At 68.3% G+C, this 18,290-nt stretch carries 15 protein-coding genes; 5 read left to right on the top strand and 10 right to left on the bottom strand.

The genetic code is table 11. The features are described from left to right. Window positions 1-11 precede the first annotated feature (11 nt). Together mnmA and AC14A7_RS10530 are read right to left on the bottom strand one after the other, a co-directional pair. Complete coding sequence (mnmA, locus tag AC14A7_RS10535; RefSeq protein ID WP_484008790.1) at window positions 12-1,118, bottom strand: tRNA 2-thiouridine(34) synthase MnmA; 1,107 nt, start codon at window positions 1,116-1,118, stop codon at window positions 12-14. Between the two features lie 17 nt (window positions 1,119-1,135). Then, window positions 1,136-2,296, bottom strand: a complete 1,161-nt coding sequence (locus tag AC14A7_RS10530; protein WP_484008788.1) for a cysteine desulfurase family protein — start codon at window positions 2,294-2,296, stop codon at window positions 1,136-1,138. A gap of 39 nt (window positions 2,297-2,335) precedes the next feature. On the opposite strand from AC14A7_RS10530, the gene glgX reads away from it, so the two are divergent. From glgX to ybaK, 3 genes are read left to right on the top strand one after another with little or no spacing between them, the layout of a single operon-like run. Continuing rightward, window positions 2,336-4,381, top strand: a complete 2,046-nt coding sequence (gene glgX, locus AC14A7_RS10525; RefSeq protein WP_484008786.1) for a glycogen debranching protein GlgX — start codon at window positions 2,336-2,338, stop codon at window positions 4,379-4,381. 4 nt (window positions 4,382-4,385) lie between these two features. Further along, window positions 4,386-5,354 (top strand): hypothetical protein, encoded by a 969-nt coding sequence (locus AC14A7_RS10520; protein ID WP_484008784.1) that lies wholly within the window; start codon window positions 4,386-4,388, stop codon window positions 5,352-5,354. Continuing rightward, on the top strand, window positions 5,355-5,846 hold the full coding sequence (ybaK, locus tag AC14A7_RS10515; protein ID WP_484008782.1) for a Cys-tRNA(Pro) deacylase: 492 nt from the start codon (window positions 5,355-5,357) through the stop codon (window positions 5,844-5,846). A 4-nt stretch (window positions 5,847-5,850) separates the two neighbouring features. On the opposite strand, the gene glgP is transcribed toward ybaK, so the two are convergent. The 6 genes from glgP to AC14A7_RS10485 all read right to left on the bottom strand — a co-directional run bounded on the left by glgP (window position 5,851) and on the right by AC14A7_RS10485 (window position 12,359). Continuing rightward, window positions 5,851-8,382, bottom strand: coding sequence for an alpha-glucan family phosphorylase (gene glgP / locus AC14A7_RS10510; protein ID WP_484008780.1), 2,532 nt, complete (start codon window positions 8,380-8,382; stop codon window positions 5,851-5,853). 69 nt (window positions 8,383-8,451) lie between these two features. Further along, a complete protein-coding gene (locus tag AC14A7_RS10505; RefSeq protein ID WP_484008778.1) occupies window positions 8,452-9,060 on the bottom strand; it encodes a signal peptidase I in 609 nt (202 codons plus the stop codon). Further along, window positions 9,057-9,884 (bottom strand): hypothetical protein, encoded by an 828-nt coding sequence (locus AC14A7_RS10500; protein WP_484008776.1) that lies wholly within the window; start codon window positions 9,882-9,884, stop codon window positions 9,057-9,059. The genes AC14A7_RS10505 and AC14A7_RS10500 overlap by 4 nt, the downstream gene beginning before the upstream one ends. Window positions 9,885-9,886: 2 nt before the next feature. Next, window positions 9,887-11,257, bottom strand: coding sequence for an RICIN domain-containing protein (locus tag AC14A7_RS10495; RefSeq protein WP_484008774.1), 1,371 nt, complete (start codon window positions 11,255-11,257; stop codon window positions 9,887-9,889). A 2-nt stretch (window positions 11,258-11,259) separates the two neighbouring features. After that, a complete protein-coding gene (locus tag AC14A7_RS10490; RefSeq protein WP_484008772.1) occupies window positions 11,260-11,784 on the bottom strand; it encodes a TasA family protein in 525 nt (174 codons plus the stop codon). Between the two features lie 98 nt (window positions 11,785-11,882). Next, a complete protein-coding gene (locus tag AC14A7_RS10485) occupies window positions 11,883-12,359 on the bottom strand; it encodes an alternate-type signal peptide domain-containing protein (RefSeq protein WP_484008771.1) in 477 nt (158 codons plus the stop codon). 359 nt (window positions 12,360-12,718) lie between these two features. Between AC14A7_RS10485 and AC14A7_RS10480 the strand changes: the two genes are divergently transcribed. Together AC14A7_RS10480 and glgB are read left to right on the top strand one after the other, a co-directional pair. After that, window positions 12,719-14,695 carry an alpha-1,4-glucan--maltose-1-phosphate maltosyltransferase gene (locus AC14A7_RS10480; RefSeq protein ID WP_484008769.1) on the top strand — a complete coding sequence of 659 codons (1,977 nt, stop codon included), beginning with the start codon at window positions 12,719-12,721 and terminating at the stop codon, window positions 14,693-14,695. Beyond that, on the top strand, window positions 14,695-16,866 hold the full coding sequence (glgB, locus tag AC14A7_RS10475) for a 1,4-alpha-glucan branching protein GlgB (RefSeq protein WP_484008767.1): 2,172 nt from the start codon (window positions 14,695-14,697) through the stop codon (window positions 16,864-16,866). The genes AC14A7_RS10480 and glgB overlap by 1 nt, the downstream gene beginning before the upstream one ends. On the opposite strand, the gene AC14A7_RS10470 is transcribed toward glgB, so the two are convergent. Beyond that, window positions 16,863-17,225, bottom strand: a complete 363-nt coding sequence (locus AC14A7_RS10470; RefSeq protein ID WP_484008765.1) for a hypothetical protein — start codon at window positions 17,223-17,225, stop codon at window positions 16,863-16,865. The genes glgB and AC14A7_RS10470 overlap by 4 nt on opposite strands. Window positions 17,226-17,299: 74 nt before the next feature. Further along, entirely contained in the window at window positions 17,300-18,175 is an 876-nt protein-coding gene (locus AC14A7_RS10465) for a tetratricopeptide repeat protein (RefSeq protein WP_484008763.1), read from the bottom strand. Window positions 18,176-18,290 lie beyond the last annotated feature (115 nt).

The raw sequence follows: 18,290 nt of genomic DNA, 5'->3' as shown, positions 1-18,290 counted from the left end.
CTATGACCGGCCTAGGACGCTGCGGCTGGTACCGCGCTGACAGTGCGCGCGATCGTGCACTGTCCGAGAACGCGGGTGCCGACATAGACGACCGCGGTCTGGCCGGGGGCGACACCGACGAGCGGCTCGTCGGGGGTGATGACGAGCTCTGCGCCACGCAGCACAGCAACCGCGGGCACCGGGTCGGCGTGCGCGCGAATCTGCACCTCGCAGTCGAACGGGGTCTCGGGGCGGGCGGGCGGCATCCCCGCCCAGGTGTACGACGTTCCGGCGATCTCGGCGATGGCGAGGGCCTCTCGCGGGCCCACGACGACGGTATTCGTCTTCGGCTGCACCTCGAGCACGAAGCGCGGCTTGCCGTCGTCGGCGGGGAAGCCGATCGCGAGGCCCTTGCGCTGTCCGACGGTGAAGGCGTGGGCTCCCTCGTGACTGCCGATGACGGCGCCCGTGCGATCGAGGATGTCGCCCTTTTCTGCCCCGACACGCTCGGCCAGCCAGCCGCGGGTGTCGCCATCGGGAATGAAGCAGATGTCGTGGCTGTCGGGCTTGGCCGCAACGCTGAAGCCGCGCTCTGCCGCCTCTGCCCGCACCTCGGCCTTCGACGGCGTAGCGCCGAGCGGGAACATGGAGTGCGCCAGCTGCTGCGCCGTCAGCACGCCGAGCACGTAGGACTGGTCTTTCGCCCACGCGGCGGCGCGGTGCAGCTCCCGGCCGTCGGGCGTCTCGACGATCGAGGCGTAGTGGCCCGTGGCCACCGCGTCGAAGCCGAGGGCGAGCGCCTTGTCGAGCAGGGCGCTGAACTTGATGCGCTCGTTGCAGCGCATGCACGGGTTGGGCGTGCGGCCGGCGGAGTACTCGTCGATGAAGTCGTCGACCACGTCGTCTTTGAAGCGGCTGGAGAAGTCCCACACGTAGAAGGGGATGCCGATGATGTTCGCCGCACGCTGCGCATCCATCGAGTCCTCGATGGTGCAGCAGCCACGGGAGCCGGTGCGAAGCGTTCCCGGCATGCGGCTGAGGGCGAGGTGCACGCCGACCACCTCGTGGCCGGCATCGACGGCGCGCGCGGCAGCGACGGCGGAGTCCACTCCCCCGCTCATTGCCGCGACGACCTTCATAGCTCCAAGGCTAATCGCTAGCTGGCGGCGAGGCCCGCGGCCCGTGCGGCGGCGACCGCCGCAGGGAGTGCAGCGACGAGCGCGTCGACCTCGCGCTCTGTCGTGTCGCGGCCGAGGGTGAAGCGCAGGGCGCCGCGCGCCGTCGGCTCGTCGAGGCCGAGGGCGAGCAGCACGTGCGATGCCTCCGGCACCCCGGCCTGGCATGCAGAGCCAGTGCTCACCGAGAACCCGGCGGCATCGAGCAGGTAGAGCAGCGAGTCGCCCTCGCAGCCGGCGAAGGTGAAGTGGGCGTTGCCGGGCAGGCGGTCGACCGGGTCACCCTGCAGCACCGCGCTGGGCACAGCCGCCTGCACCCCGGCGATGAGCCGGTCGCGCAGAGCCGTTGCGGTGTGAAGGCCGAGGGAGGCGGCGGCGCCGAATGCGGCCGCGCCAGCGGCATCCTGTGTTCCGCTTCGTGACCGCTGCTGGCTTCCGCCATGCACGAGCGGCTCGATCACGGCGTCGCGCGCGATCAGCAGCGCACCGACGCCAACCGGTCCGCCGATCTTGTGGGCAGAGACGCTCAGTGCGGCAACGCCGAGCGCATGGAAGTCGATCGGGAGGTAGCCGTACGCCGCGATCGCGTCGACATGAACCGGGATGCCGTGCTGCGTCGCGAGCGCCGCCACCGCCTCGACCGGCTGGATCGTTCCGATCTCGTTGTTGGCCATGAGCAACGTGACGAGCGCCACGTCGGGGCCGAGCGCGTCGCCAAGGTAGTCGAGGTCGATGCGGCCGACGGAGTCGACCGGAACCCAGTCGACCACCGCTGCCTCGTGGGCGGCGAGCCACTCGACCGCCTCGATGGTGGCGTGGTGCTCTGCGCGGGGGACGAGGATCCTCGGTCTCGATACGCGGCCGTCGGCTGCTACTCGACCCACGGGATTGCGCGACCAGTAGAGGCCCTTGATGGCGAGGTTGACCGACTCGGTTCCGCCGCCGGTGAAGGTGACCTCGACCCGGTCGGCGCCGAGAGAGGCTGCCACCTGCTCGCGGGCGTCTTCGAGCACGCGCCGGGCGTCCTGCCCCTGGCTGTGGATCGACGACGGGTTGCCGACGAGCCGAAGCGCAGCGGCATACGCATCGACGACGGGCGACGGCATGGGAGCCGTCGCGGCGTAGTCGAGGTAGATGGCCATGTAACAAGCATGACTCACGCAGCGCCTAGGCTTTTGCGCATGTCCTCCGCCGACCCGTTCCGCGACCTCGGCGTGCGCACCGATGGCAGGAGCGGAACCCTGCGGGTGTGGTCGGCCAATGCGAGTGAGCTCGACCTCTGCATCTTCGACGCGAAGGACGCGGGGTGGATCGTCGAGACCATTCCGATGACCCGCGATGCGAACGGGGTGTGGGAGGCGACATCCGCCAAGCTCGTTCCCGGAACGCGCTACTCGGTGCGTGCGAGCGGTCCGAGCGGGCCCGCCCACCGCTTCGATCCGAGCCGCGACCTGCTCGACCCCTACGCCCGCGGGCTCGCCCGTGCGCTCGACGGCAACTGGCGCAGCTACGTGCAGGACGGCTCGTTCGACTGGGGATCCTCGACGAAGCCGCGAATCGCCCTCGACCACACCGTGCTCTACGAGGCGCACGCGCGCGGCCTCACCAAGCTGAGCCCGACGGTGCCGGAGAAGCTGCGGGGCACCTACGCCGGACTCGCCCACAAGAGCACGATCGCCTACCTCAAAGACCTCGGGATCACGAGCGTCGAGCTGCTTCCCGTGCACCAGTCGCTCAGCGAGCAGCGCCTGACCCGCCAGGGCCTCGTCAACTACTGGGGATACAACACCCTCAACTTCTTCACCCCCAACGCCGCCTACGCGACGGCAGCTGCCCAGAAGGGCGGAACCGGCGCGGTGCTCCGCGAGTTCAAGTCGATGGTGCGCTCGCTGCACGAGGCTGGGCTCGAGGTGATCCTCGACGTCGTGTACAACCACACGGCAGAGGAGGGCCTCACCGGCCCAACCAACTCGTTCCGCGGGCTCGACAACGCGAGCTACTACCGCGTCGACGAGAAGGGCCACTACATCGACGTGACCGGGTGCGGCAACACCGTCAACTTCGCCGAGCCGGCCGCGCGCCAGCTGGTGCTCGACTCCCTGCGGTACTGGGCCAACGAGGTGCAGGTCGACGGCTTCCGATTCGACCTCATGGTCACGCTTGGCCGCGACGAGAACGTCGAGTTCCGCAGAGACCACCCGCTGCTGACCGCTATTCTCGACGACCCCCAGCTGCAGGGGGTCAAGATGATCTCGGAGCCGTGGGACGTGGGCATGGGCGGCTGGCAGGTCGGCAACTTTCCCGCCGGCTACTCGGAGTGGAACGACGGATACCGCGACCGGATGCGCGATTTCTGGCTCTCTGACATCAGCACCGCCCGACGCACCGGCGAAGCACCCAACGGAATCGGATCCCTGGCGCGACGCCTCGCGGGCAGCGCCCACGTGTTCTCGCAGGACCGCGGGCCCCTCGCCTCCGTCAACTTCATCACCGCCCACGACGGCTTCACCATGGCCGACCTCACCGCCTACGAGCAGAAGCACAACCTCGGCAATGGCGAGGACAACCGCGACGGCACCGACAACAACCACTCGTTCAACCACGGGGTCGAGGGTCCGACCCGCAACGCCGACATCCTGCTGCACCGCGAGAAGGCCATGCGCAACCTGCTCGGCACGCTGCTGCTGTCGGCCGGCATTCCGATGATCACCGCCGGCGACGAGTTCGGCCGCACCCAGCGCGGCAACAACAACGCCTACTGCCACGACAACGACCTCACCTGGCTGCCGTGGGAGCACGCCGACTGGCAGCAGGAGCTGCTCGCCGTGTCGAAGCGGCTCATGCAGCTGCGTCGCGAGAACCCCGCCCTTCGCCCCGTGCACTTCGGCAGGTGGGGAGAGACCGTTCCGAGCGCGACGCAGATGGACTGGTACAACAAGGAGGGGCTCTCGATGAGCTCGGACGACTGGGACTCCCCCGCCGAGCGCACGCTGCAGTACCTCGCGGCCTCGACGCCGGAGTTCGAGGAGTTCAACCGCATCCTGCTCGTTGTTCACGGCCTCGAGCAGGAGGTGACCGTCACCCTTCCCGTGCACGAGGGCGTCACCTCGTACTCGCTGATCTGGGACTCGGCCCTCGACGACATCTCTGGTGAGGTCATCGAGCACGAGCCGGGTAGCGAGCTGGTCGTGGCTGGCGCGTCGATGCGGCTGTTCCGGGCACACTAGAGGCGTGACCTACTCTCCTTCGGTCGGCGGCCGCGTGCGCGCGCTCATCGCCGGCATCCTGCTCACCGCCGTGCTCGCCATCGCCGCCCCGTTCCTGCTGCACGAGGTCGGCGTCAGCCGGGTGCACAGCGACCTTCTCGGCGCCTCGGCCGTCGCGGTCGCGGTGATCGGCCTCGCCTGGACGCTCGTGCACGTCTTCGTCACCGCGCCAGTGACGATCCGCACCTCGCCGACGCACGTCGAGCTGACCCGCGGTCGCCGGGTGCGGGAGACCTGGTCGCGAGCGGATACCGCGTTCTCCTCGTTCGTCATCCGCCAGTCGACAAACGGCGTTCCCAGCGGCAGCGTTCGCAAGCTCATCGCCCACACGCAGCGAGAGCGGGTCGAGGTCGTACTGCCGTGGTTCAGCGCCGCAACCTACAACGCGCTCATCGCCGATGTGGCTCCGCTTGTGCCGACGGGGCCAGACGCACCGCCGATGCCCCGCACTGTTGCGGGCGGGCGCTTTGCCATCCGGCGGTCGTCGACCCGCTTCGCCCTTCGCCTCGCGGGCATCGCGATCGCCGTCGTCGTTCTCGCGGTCGTCACCGGATTCCTCATCGAGGAGATCGATGCCTCGCTTCCCGCGCTGCCGATCGCGACCGCCGGCGGGGTGCTCGTGCTCGCGGCCATCGCGCTTCCCCTCCTGCGGGCAGAGCGCGCGATCCCGCGCACCATCACCGTCAGCCAGAGCACCCTGCAGTTCGACGACCGGGTCTTCTCTGTCGGGCAGCTCTCGGCCATTCGCACGACCCCGCCGGGGTACGACAGCCAGCGGCGCTCGATCCAGCTCACCGAGACGACGGGCCGCACCACGGTCATCGGCCTCGGGCACGCGAACGACAAGTCGTTCACCGACTACGCCGAGTTCGTCGAGGCCGTGCGGCAGGCGACGGCTCACCGACCCGGCATGCTCACCCTCGCGGTGGCGTAGGTGGCCGGCGGCACCCCGGCGACGGTCGCGCTTGCCGCGGCTGGCATCCCGTTCACTCCTCACGCCTACGAGCACGACCCGGCCACCACCAACTTCGGTCTGGAGGCCGCGAGCGCGCTCGGCCTCGACGGCGCCTCACTCAGCCCAGAGCAGGTGTTCAAGACCCTGCTCGCCGACGTCGACGGCGTGCTCACCGTTGCGATCGTGCCGGTGACCGGCAAGCTCGACCTCAAGGCCCTCGCGGCCGCGGTCGGAGGCAAGAAGGCAGAGATGGCCGACCCTCGCGTGGCAGAGCGCAAGACCGGCTATGTGGTCGGCGGCATCTCCCCGATCGGCCAGAAGACACACAACCCGACCGTTCTCGACGAGACAGCAGAGCTCTTCGACACGATCTTCGTGAGCGGCGGGCGCCGTGGATTCGACATCGAGCTCTCGCCAGCCGACCTGCTCGCCGTCACCGGCGGCAGGGTCGCGGCAATCGCGCGCGACTAGCCGACTAGCTCATCGCGGCGACGAGCCCCAGCTCTGCAGAGGACGAGAGCAGCGGATGCCGCGGCACGACCCGCACGTTGTAGCCGAAGCTGCCCGCAACGCCGAGCGGCACCGTGCCCTCGAACGCGCCGTGGACGAACGACAGCGACGCCCTGGCTGGAGCCTCGAGCACGTCACCGTCACGAGCACGGCCGTAGACCACCTCGACGAGCACGTCATCGGGGGTGAGCCCATCGAGCTGAACCGTCGCCCGAACGTGCAGCTCGTCTCCCACCTGGGGAACAGCGTCGACACCGCCAGACTCCACGTGGGTCACCTCGACTGCCGGCCACGCTGCGCGCACGCGCGCCTTCCACTCGGCGAGCTGCCGTGCCGGCGCGAAGTCGTCGGCCGAGATGGTGCGCTCCGCACTCGCGGCCGGAAGGTAGAGGCGCTCGACATACTCCCGAACCATGCGGTCGGCGCTCAGAGCCGGCGACAGGGTCGAGAGGGTGTGACGGATCGACTCCACCCACCGGGTGGGAACGCCGTCGTGTCCGCGCTCGTAGAACCGCGGCGCGATCTGGTGCTCGATGAGGTCGTACATGGCGTCGGCCTCGAGCTTGTCGCGCTCCGCGCCGTCGCCGGCGGAGTCGGCGGTCGGAATCGCCCAGCCGTTCTCCTCGTCGAAGAACTCCGCCCACCAGCCGTCGAGGATCGACAGGTTGAGTGAGCCGTTCAGCGCGGCCTTCATGCCACTCGTGCCGCATGCCTCGAGCGGGCGCAGCGGGTTGTTGAGCCACACATCGGTGCCGGGGTAGAGCAGCTTCGCCATGCCGATGTCGTAGTTGGGTAGGAACACGATGCGGCCGCGAACGTCTATGCCCTGCGAGAACCGCACCAGGCGCTGGATGAGCTCCTTGCCCTGGTCGTCGGCCGGGTGCGACTTGCCGGCGACGACGATCTGCACCGGTCGCTCCGGATGCGTGAGAAGGGCGCGAAGGCGATCCTCGTCGTGCAGCATGAGGGTGAGCCGCTTGTAGGTCGGAACCCGGCGCGCGAAGCCGATCGTGAGCACGGTCGGGTCGAGCAGCTCTGAGTACCAGGCCGGTGCGGCGATGCCGGGGTTCTGCTCCCGCCAGGCAGCCGTGACACGGCGCCGGGCGTCGTCGACGAGCTGGGCCCGCATATCGCCGCGCACCGACCAGAGGGCGGCGTCGGTGATGGATGGCGACATCCAGTCACAGGACGTCGTGTCGGCACTGCCGAGCGCCTCCGCAGCGAGCGCGAGCAGCTTCGGGTCTGTCCAGGTGGGAGCGTGCACGCCGTTCGTCACCGAGGTGATGGGCACCTCTGACGACTCGAAGCCCGGCCACAGCGCGCCGAACATGCCGCGCGAGACCTCTCCGTGCAGTTTCGAGACACCGTTGGCGCGCTGGCCGAGCCGCAGGCCCATGAAGGCCATGTTGAACATGCCGGAGTCGGGGTCGTGCTCGACGCCGAGCGGAAGCACGTCGTCTGTCTCGACGCCCGGCAGCAGCTCGCCGGTCAGGTAGCGCTCGACGAGGCCGACCTCGAACCGGTCGATTCCCGCGGGCACCGGGGTGTGGGTGGTGAATACCGTGCCGGCGCGAACCACCTCGAGAGCCTCAGCGAACGTGAGTCCGTCGCCGATGAGGTCGGCGATGCGCTCGAGCCCGAGGAATCCGGCGTGCCCCTCGTTGGTGTGGAACACGAGCGGCAGAGGTGAGCCCGTGATCTCTGAGTACAGCTTGATGGCGCGAACGCCGCCGATGCCGAGCAGCAGCTCCTGAAGCAGGCGGTGCTCTCCGCCCCCGCCGTAGAGACGGTCGGTCACCGTGCGCATCTCATCGTCGTTCTCCGGGATGTCGGTGTCGAGCAGCAGCAGCGGAATGCGCCCGACAGCGAGCCGCCACACCCGTGCATGCAGGGTTCGCCCCTCTGGCAGCGCGAGCTGCACGAGGGCCGGAGTGCCATCCGCGTGCCGAAGCACCGACAGCGGAAGGCCGTCGGGGTCGAGCACCGGGTAGGACTCCTGCTGCCATCCGTCGCCCGAGATCGACTGACGGAAATAGCCGGCGCGGTAGAACAGCCCGACGCCGACGATCGGCACGCCGAGGTCTGAGGCGCTCTTGAGGTGGTCGCCGGCGAGGATTCCGAGCCCGCCGGAGTACTGCGGCAGCGCGGCGGCGATGCCGAACTCCGGCGAGAAGTAGCCGATCGCGGCGGGCGCATCCGCGAGCGACTGGTACCAGCGCGGCTCGGTCAGATAGGTGTCGAGATCGGATGCGAGCGCCGCCGCCCTGGCGACGAACGCCTCGTCGGCAGCCAGCTCGTCAAGCCGCTGCGGGGAGACCTCGCCGAGGAGGGCGACAGGGTCGTGGCCCGTCGACTGCCACAGCTCCGGCGAGATCGAGGAGAACAGCAGCATGGTCGGTTCATGCCACGACCAGCGCACATTGGTCGCCAGAGTCTCGAGCGGGGCGAGTGGAGCCGGCAGCACGGCACGAACGGTAAAACGACGGATTGCCTTCACTGATACACCCTAAATCACCCGGCGACCAGCGCCGGCCCCACTGCTCGTCACGTCAGCGCTCGTGGTGGACTAGCGCGTCGCCGGGGTGTCGGACACCGCGCCGGAGCGCAGCTCGCGCTCCTGCTGACGGCGCTTGCGACGAGCAGTCTGGGCGATGCCACTCGCGATCGAGTAGCCCGCGTAGCCGAATAGGCCGACCGCGATCACGGGAACGATCCAGGCCCGGTTGTCGCCGTTGACGAGTGTGTTCGCATAGCCGATGTACGGAACGCTGTACCAGACGGTGCCCCGGATCTGCACCGGGATCACCGGCAGGGCGTCGGCCTCCGCGTTGTTGTCGCCCTTGGTGATGAACGAGAGCTCGCCGTTGGTCGAGGTGATCGAGGTCACCCGGTGCGTGACGACCTCCGGCTCCCCCGACTTGAGCTGGTAGGTGATGGGGTCGCCGATGCGGATGGCCTCCGGATCGACCTGCCGCACGATGATGAGCGTGCCGGGCGGGTAGGTCGGCTCCATCGACTGGGTGAGGATCGTCATGGGAGTTGCGCCAGAGATCGCGGGGATGGCAACGACGAGAACGCCAACCATCACGAGGAAGGCGAGCAGCCCAGCGCTGAGGCCGAGGCCGAGGTAGTAGAGCAACCCGCGCTCCCTCTGCTTGCGCCGTGTGCCGGTCATGGTGTCTCCTCGGTGATGTCGCCACGGCGCCGCCGCACTCTACCGACGATCATAAAGAGCACGGCACCCGCTGGCACAGCAGCCGCGGCAAATGCGACGGCTGTCGGGTCGAAGTTCGAGAGCGTGTTGGTGAGCACGATGGCGAGCGCCTCGCCGGGGGTGACCGGCTCCTCTGCCTCATCTCCGCCGCCGTCGGCTTCTGGTTCCTCAGCCGGCGCTTCCGGCGCGGCAGCGACCGGACGAGCGGTGCCAGGCGCACGGGGAACAACGACGACGGTCGTCGGCGGAGTGGCGCAGGCGGCGCCAGCAGGGAGGCCGGCCGTCTCGGTGAGGCGGATGCCGGCATCCAGTCCTGCTGTCGCGTTCTGGGCGTCGAGCCCGTCGAGGTCGCCGACCGTCAGTGCCATCGTCACTGCAACGTCGTCGCCGGCGTCGAGTGCGTAGCCCTCGAGCAGCACCGTGCAGGTCGTCGCAGTGGCCAGCACGGCCGTTCGACCGCCGTTGCCGGGAGCGCTGGCGCCAACCGAGAGGGCGCTGGCCAACGCGGCACTCGACCACGTGGCGTTCTCGAGCGTGACCGTGAGGTATGCCTGCGTCGGTCCGGAATTGCGTACCCAGAACGTCGCGCCGACAGAGTCGCCAGGCACGAGCATGGGCAGCCCCGAGAGCAACGGAGCGGGAAGAGTGCTCGCGTATGTGACTCCGTCGTCGCTGACCTGGATCTCGTCAGCGGCGAACGCCGGGTCGGCCGCGGCGATCGAGAGGATGGCACCGAGCGCCACGGCACCGACAACCCGTCCGACTACTGCGACTCGCCCAGACATCGCTAGCTGCACGAGAGTCGCGGATTGGTCGCCGAGACCCGAAGAACCGCGGTGCCGACCTGTGTCCAGGCTCCGGAGGCGACCGACTGCTGCACCTCGAGCGGGTAGGTGCCGACAGCATAGGCACTGGTCGTGGCCAGCCAGTCGAACCGCGCCGTGGTGTCGCTCCCCGTTCCCCCCGTGTGCACGCTGTCTACGACATTGTTCACCAGGACGCGGTACACGACCTCGGACTGGTAGCCGGTGAGCTGCGGCCACGAGTAGTTGGCGTTGAAGCCGCCAGGCGCATCGCACGTCAGCGTGATCGCCGCAGGCTGAACGTTGTTGTACATCGTCACCATCGTTCGCTGCGTGAGCTGACCGGTGACGCAGGTGGCGACGCTCACCGGCTTGTTGTTCCCGTTGTTGCCCTGATGCTGCAGGCAGAGTGTCGGCTGCGCGCGGAGTTTGAAGGTGAACGTGCCGTCGCTGTTGTACACGGGAAGCCACTGCTGGCTGGTCGTGGCGGCAGAGCTGAGAACCGCACCGGATCCGCTTGTGGTTCCCGCCGAGCCGAGCGCCAGCGTCGGCGTCTGGCGGTACACGATTCGGTAGTAGCCGCTATCGGTCGGCGTGAAGCGCCAGTACTCGTTGAGGTTGCTCGACGCCGCGGTCTGCAGCCCGCACGGGTCAGTTACGACCGCGGTGCCAGACGTTGAGCCGTAGTTGAGTCCCTCGAGGCAGCGGGCGCCGTCGTCGTTCTTGATCTGGTACCAGGCAGAGCTGTTGAGCGTCTGCGCCACCACCGCGGCGGCAGTGGACTGGGTGAAGGTGATTGCGGGGGCGGCCGTAGCGCCCCAGCTGCCGATGGCAACGGATGACGCGGCGGTCGCCGCGAGGCTCGCTGACGGGTTGGCATCGATGGCCGCAGTCGTCATCGAGGTGCGCACGCAGAGTGGCACGGAGGTGTTTGCCGCAATGGCAGCCGTCTTGGTCACGGTGCTGGCAAAGGTTCCGGTCACGGAATTGCTGAGCGACGCGGTGGTCGTGCACGATGCTGCGGTGCCGATCTCAACGGTGACGGCGCTTCTCAGCGTTGCGGAGGCGGAGGTGCTCGAAAGGGCGAGCGAGTAGGTACCAGCGCGCGAGCTGGAGTTCGTCACGGTGATGACGCCGACGGCGACGGTGGTCGGCACCTGAGCGCTGTAGGTGACCGCAAGGGTGGATCCCGTCAGCGCGTGGCTGACGCCGACCGTGGCCGCCGTGGAGGTCGACCCGATCGTCGCCGTCGTCGACCAGAGGGCGAACGAGACGGTCGTGCCGAGCAGCACCAAGAGGGTGGTGACCCCGGCAACGAGAGCGAGCCGGGTGCGGCGTGAGAGCTGGCTGCGCATTATCACGGCACCTGCGTTCCTGAGACGGTGAGCACCCAGTTGGAGGTCGCCCCGGGGCTCGCCGTGGTCGCGAGGGTGACCTCGAGGCAGACGGTGGCGGAGGCGCCGGCGGCGAGGGTGCCGAGCGACACAGCGCTCGTGGTCGCGGATGCGCCGGCGATGTCGGTTGCCGGGCACGCACCGCGCACAGCACGGACCTCGAAATCGGTGGTGCCGGTGACGGCGGTGCCAGACAGGTCGAGCGCAACGCTGCCGGTATTGCTGACGGTGAAGGGCTGGCGCACCTTCTCGCCGGGCAGGAGGTTCGACCACGATGCGGCGGTGAAGGGCCCGGTGGCCGTGAGGCCGACGGTTCCGGAGGAAACTGAGGCAGCGGCCGAGGCGTCGCTGTCGTTCCAGAGCGCGTAGCTGCTGGCAGAGATGGAGGCGGCGATGACTATGGCGCCGGCGATGGCGACGCTCGTGCCGAGCATCCCGCGAATAACGGCTTTCGGCTGGCGGCGCTGTGCACCGCGTGCTTCGAACATGGGGCGCATAGTCACCTCCTTAAAAGGGCGCGCCGACGGCCGGTGAGGACGCCAGTGTGGGACGGTGCCCCGCCATCGCAGGCGGGCCACCGAACTCACTACGGGAGCTGCGTGAGGACGACGGAGACGTCGCCGAGCGGCACAGTCGCGTTCTGGTCGTCGGTTCCAGTGGCGTCGAAGCTGACGTCGACGGTTACCGTGGCGACGTACGTGCCAGCGTCGAGCGTGAACACACCGCCAACAGCGGTCTCGCCGGGGATGGTGACGGTCGCGTCGGCGGTGACGCCGTTGACAGCGACAGCGGAGTAGAGAGCCTCGAGCTCTGCACTCAGGTTGTCACCCGCTGCGTTGATCGTGAAGGTCTCCGTGTAGGTGTCTGCGTCACCCGGAACCCAGAGGGCGATGTCGTTGGTCCAGGCGCCGTCGCCGTTGGAGACGATGTTGAGCTCACCCGTGGCGACAGAGCCACCGACGAGGTCGGCGGAGTCGTTCCAGAGTGCGAGAGAGCCGGCGCCACCCATGAGGAGTGTGATGCCTGCCGCTGCGGCGAGCGAGCCTTTGACGAGCTTGTTCATTGCGGTACCTTTCGTGACATCGCGGATGGATGCCGATTCATCCACCCCAAAGTCACGGGCAGGCAGCAGCTATCCCACTGGGAGGGCTGAGGCCGCGAGGGCTTTCGGGTGTAAACGGGTGGTGTCGTGCGGTGGTTCGCTTCCAACACTCGCGAGAGGTCTGCTAGGTGTCTCTCGAAACTGTTGGTTTCTCCCCACTGGAGAATGTACCTGTCCCCCATTGCGCGGACAAGGCCGTCTACCCTTTTGCTCCCGTCCCAAAACAGGGGGTACACTCTTGTCCTCCATGAGGAGGACACGGAGTCCCCCATCGATTTCTATGAGGCTCCACCCAAGCTGGAGGCGGTAACGTCGCTCTCGTGGCCACTCTCGACGAACGCGACGCCTTCCATCCGATCATCGGGCGAATCCCGATCCGGGATCTCCGGCCGCGGCAGCCGGAGGATCTCTGGCCAGCCAAGGCGTATGCCGGCGAGGTGGTGCCGTTCGAGGCGACGATCTTCCGCGAGGGCCACGACCGGCTCGGCGCCGAGGTCGTGCTCACCTCCCCGTCCGGCGTAGACAGCATCTTCCCGATGGTGCTCGAGGGTGCGGGAACCGACCACTGGGTCACCCTCGCTCTCATCGACACGGTCGGCACCTGGACCTGGCGCGTGCGCGCCCTCCGCGACGATTGGGCGACGTGGGTGCACACGGCGCAGATCAAGATTCCCGCTGGCATCGACACGGAGCTCGTATTCGCGAGCGGAGTCGAGCTGCTGAAAGCCGCCGGAATGACCGAGGTCGCCTCGGTGGTCGGCTCCACGCGCCTCAAGCCAGAGGCACGCCTCGCAGCCGCGGTCGGCGCCGATGTCACAGCACGCTCCCTCACCACCGAGAGCGAGACGATCCCGCTTCGGGTCGAGCGCGCTCGCGCCGGTGTCGGCAGCTGGTACGAGTTCTTCCCCCGCAGCGAGGGCGCGAAGCAGGCGAAGGACGGCACGTGGACGAGCGGAACATTCCGCTCCGCCGCCAAGCGGCTGCCGGCCGTGTCGGAGATGGGCTTCGACGTTCTCTACCTTCCCCCCATCCATCCGATCGGAACCGCGTTCCGCAAGGGGCCGAACAACACGCTCACCGCGGGGCCCGGCGACCCCGGCTCCCCCTGGGCGATCGGCGCGGCGGAGGGCGGCCATGATGCCATCCATCCCGAGCTCGGCACCATCAAGGACTTCACGTACTTTCTCGGGGTAGCGGCGAAGAACAACATCGAGGTTGCAATTGACCTCGCCCTGCAGTGCTCGCCAGACCATCCGTGGGTGACAGAGCACCCCGAGTGGTTCTCGCAGCGGCCTGACGGCACCATCGCCTACGCAGAGAACCCGCCGAAGAAGTACCAGGACATCTACCCGATCAACTTCGACCGCGACCCGGTGGGCATCCGCGAGGAGATCCTGCGCATCGTTCGCTACTGGATCTCGGTAGGCGTCACCATCTTCCGCGTCGACAACCCGCACACCAAGCCGCTGCAGTTCTGGGAGTGGCTCATCGGCATCGTCAACGCCGAGCGGCCCGACGTGGTCTTTCTCGCCGAGGCGTTCACTCGACCCGCCATGATGCAGTCGCTCGCCCAGGTCGGGTTCCAGCAGTCGTACACCTACTTCACCTGGCGCAACACGAAGGTCGAGCTCGAGACCTACCTCTTGGAGGTCTCGCGTGAGACGAGTGGATGGTTCCGGCCGAACTTCTTCGTCAACACCCCCGACATCCTCACCGAGTACCTGCAGTTCGGCGGAGAGGCCGCATACAAGGTGCGCGCCGCCATCGCCGCGACCGGCAGCCCGAGCTGGGGCGTCTACGCAGGCTACGAGCTCATGGAGAATGTGGCCAGGCCCGGCAGCGAAGAGAACATCGACAACGAGAAGTACGAGTTCAAGAACCGCGAGTGGGCACGACACGACAAGCTCGGCGACACCCTCGCGCCATATCTCACCCGGCTCAACCTCATCAGGGCAGCCCACCCGTGCCTGCGCCAGCTGCGCAACCTCGACGTGCACTGGAGCGACGACGACTCGATTCTCGTGTACTCGAAGTACCTCCCAGGTGCGGTTGCCGGCGGGGCCGACGATGCGATCATCGTTGTGGCGAACGTCGATCCGCACTCCGTGCGTGAGACCATGGTGCACCTCGACGAGAGCAGGTTCGGCGTGACGCCAGGCACCCCCTTCACGGTGACAGACCTCATCACCGGGGCGAGCTTCACGTGGGGCACCGACAACTACGTGCGGCTGGACGCCTTCGACGAGCCGGTGCACATCTTGCATGTGAGCGCCGCCGACCCCGGGGCAGGTGCCTGATGGCACCGGCGACGACGCTGCCAGAGCTGCGCCCCGACCACGTGCGCGCACTCGTCGAGGGGCGGCACCCGCAGCCGCACGCGACGCTCGGGCAGCACCCGCTCGACGCTGGATTCGTCATCCGGGCCGTGCGCCCGCTCGCGACGACGGTCGCTGCGGTGCTCTCCGACGGCACGACGGTTGCCCTCGCTCACCTCGACTCCGGTCTGTGGCAGGGCTACTACCCCGGCGAGGGTCGCTCCTATGTGCTGCACGCGAGCTACGACGGCGCACCCGACTGGATCGCAGACGACCCGTACCGCTTCGTGCCCTCGGTTGGCGAGATCGACCTCTACCTCTGGGGCGAGGGCCGGCACGAGCAGCTCTGGCACGTGCTCGGCGCGCACTACCGACCGCATGAGGGCGTCGACGGCACCTCGTTCTCCGTCTGGGCGCCACACGCCAGGGCCGCTCGCGTCATCGGCGACTTCAACAACTGGGCCGGCGCAGAGCACTCGATGCGCCGCCTCGACGACAACGGCGTCTGGGAGCTCTTCCTCCCGGCAATCGAGCCGGGCAACGCCTACAAGTTCGAGCTGCTGACCGAGGCAGGCGAGTGGGTTAAGCGTGCCGACCCGATGGCGCGATACACCGAGGTTCCGCCCGCAACCGCATCGAAGGTCGGCCAGTCGCAGCACGAATGGCAGGACGACGACTGGATGCGCGCTCGTGCCGAGCGCGACCCGCACAACTCCCCCATGAGCGTCTACGAGGTGCACCTCGGCTCCTGGCGCCAGGGGCTGAGCTATCGGGATGCCGCCGACCAGCTCATCGAGTACGTGCAGCAGCTGGGGTTCACGCACGTGGAGTTCATGCCGCTCGCGGAGCATCCATTCGGCGGTTCCTGGGGATACCAGGTCACCGGCTACTTCGCGCCGACGAGTCGATTCGGCCACCCGGACGACCTCAAGTACCTCATCGACCGCCTGCACGGGGCTGGCATCGGCGTCATCATGGACTGGGTGCCAGGGCACTTTCCGAAAGACGAGTGGGCTCTGGCACGCTTCGACGGAGCACCGCTCTACGAGCACGGCGACCCGCGCCGCGGCGAGCAGATGGACTGGGGCACCCTCGTCTTCGACTTCGGGCAGTCGCAGGTGCGCAACTTCCTCGTCGCGAACGCGCTGTTCTGGCTGGAGGAGTTCCACATCGACGGCCTGCGGGTCGACGCCGTCGCGAGCATCCTCTACCTCGACTACTCGCGCGAGGAGGGGGCGTGGGAGCCCAACATCCACGGCGGGCGAGAGAACCTCGAGGCAGTGAGTTTCCTGCAGGAGGTCAACGCGACCGCGTACAAGCGCAACCCCGGCATCGTCATGATCGCCGAGGAGTCGACCAGCTGGCCAGGGGTGACGAAGCCGACGGCCGGCACCGGCCTCGGCTTCGGCCTCAAATGGAACATGGGCTGGATGCACGACACCCTGCAGTACATGCAGCACGACCCCACGTACCGCTCGCACCACCACAACGAGATCACGTTCTCGATGGTCTACCAGTACAGCGAGAACTTCCTGCTGCCGATCAGCCACGACGAGGTCGTGCACGGCAAGGGCTCGCTGCTCGGCAAGATGCCGGGCGACCAGTGGAAGAAGCTCGCGAACCTTCGCGCCTACCTCGCCTTCATGTGGTCGCACCCGGGCAAGCAGCTGCTGTTCATGGGCCAGGAGTTCGGCCAGCCGAGCGAGTGGAGTGCCGACCGCAGTCTCGACTGGTGGATCCTCGAGCAGCCAGCGCACCTCGGCCTGCAGAAGCTCGTGTCACGGCTCAACGCGGTCTACCGCGACGAGCCTGCCCTGTGGTCGCGAGACAACGAGCCGGGTGGCTTCGAGTGGATCGAGGGCGGCGACGCCAGCAACAGCGCGCTCTCGTTCCTTCGCTGGGACAACCACGGCAATGCCGTTGCCGCGCTGTTCAACTTCTCTGGCAACCCGGTGGGGCCGTACCGCGTCGGCCTGCCGTTCGCCGGCACGTGGGACGAAGTGCTCAACACCGATGCGGCAGAGTACGGCGGCAGCGGTGTCGGCAACTTCGGCGCGGTCGTCGCCACCGAGACTCCGCACGGAGGTCGCCCGGCCTCGGCAGAGCTCACCCTCCCCCCGCTCGGCGCCCTGTGGCTGAAGCTGCGGCGCTAGTCGTCTGACCGGCGCCGAACGGCGTCGTACACGCGCGCGCTTGGATTCGCCATCGGCGCATCCTCGCGCGAGCGGATGAGGGAGCCGGTGCGCCCGTCGCGAAAGTCGTAGCCGGCAACGTCGACAAGCGTGGAGTAGCCCGCGGCCGCTTCGTCACGGGATCGCCGCACCGCGCGGCTGCGGTAGACCTGGCCGACGACGAGGAGGGCGACGACGACAGCCGCCCCGATGCCGGTGCCCAGTGCGGGCGGCCGCGTCGCGACAACCACGATCGCTCCAGCCAGCACGATCAGAACCGCGCCGATCGAGATCGAACGGCCGATGAGGTCGAGGGTTGCAGCGCTGCGTCCGGGAAGCATGGGGTCGGCTCCGACGGTCAGTACAGCAGGCCGGTCAGACGACGGCGGGCCGCCACCACTCGCGGGTCGTCGACTCACGCGACCTCGAAGTACTCGAGCAGGCGCGTGCGAACGAGGTTCTTGCCATCGGCGTCGAGACGGGGAAAGAGGTCGAGAAGACGGAGGAAGGCGTCCTCGAGGTGGCCACCAGAGACGTCGAGATCGGCGACGGCGAGCTGGGCCGCCACATCGGACGGGGCATCGGCGGCGGCGGCGCGCAGCGTCGCGGCGTCGGTGCCGTCGAGCCGCGAGAGCAGCGATACCTGCGCGAGGCCGGCGACGGCAAGCGTGTCGCGCGGGTTCTGCGCGATCGCCGTCTGGTACTTCGCGATGGCGAGGGCGTAGTCGCCCGCAGAGATGGCGTCGAACGCCTCCTGGTGCAGGGGTGGCAGTGGCTCCTCCACCGGCTCCGCCGGCTCCGCCGTCGCAGCGGACGCGTCGACACTCACCGTGCCCGTCACGCCCTCCTGCGCGGCGAGGGCAAGCACCTGGTCGAGCACCTGTCGCACGTCCTCGAGCGGGGGCATGCCGACGAACAGCTGCACCGGTCGGCCCCCGATGACGGCGGCGACCGCGGGAACCTCCTGCACCTGGAAGGCCTGCGCGAGCTGCGGATTCGACTGCCCATCGACAGTGGCAAGCACGAGGCGACCGCCGAACTGCTCGATGAGTCCGGCCAGCGCCGGCTCGATGCCAGCGGCATAGAACTCGACGATCACCGGAACCGTGCTCGACAGATCGAGGATCGCAGAGAACGTCGCATCGCTCGCCGTCACCACGAGCGACGGAACAGCAGCAACCGGCGGCGGGCCAGCGGCCGGGGCCGCGGAGGGCGCCTGCTGGCGCTGCACGAGCGAGCTCAGGTCGACCGCGCCGCGCATGCTCGCGCCGCTGAGGGGTGCGTTCGTCATTACAACTCCGCTGCTGAAGTGAGGCCCTGGCTGTAGCCGAGCAGAACGATCTTGCCACCCTTGTCGACGCCTGGCACGAAGAAGAGCACCTGATCGGTGTAGACCGCGGTGATTC

It is taken from the genome of Conyzicola sp., assembly GCF_057073975.1.
The sequence above is the reverse complement of the archived record's forward strand: the minus strand, read 5'-3'. Positions and strand labels throughout refer to the sequence as shown.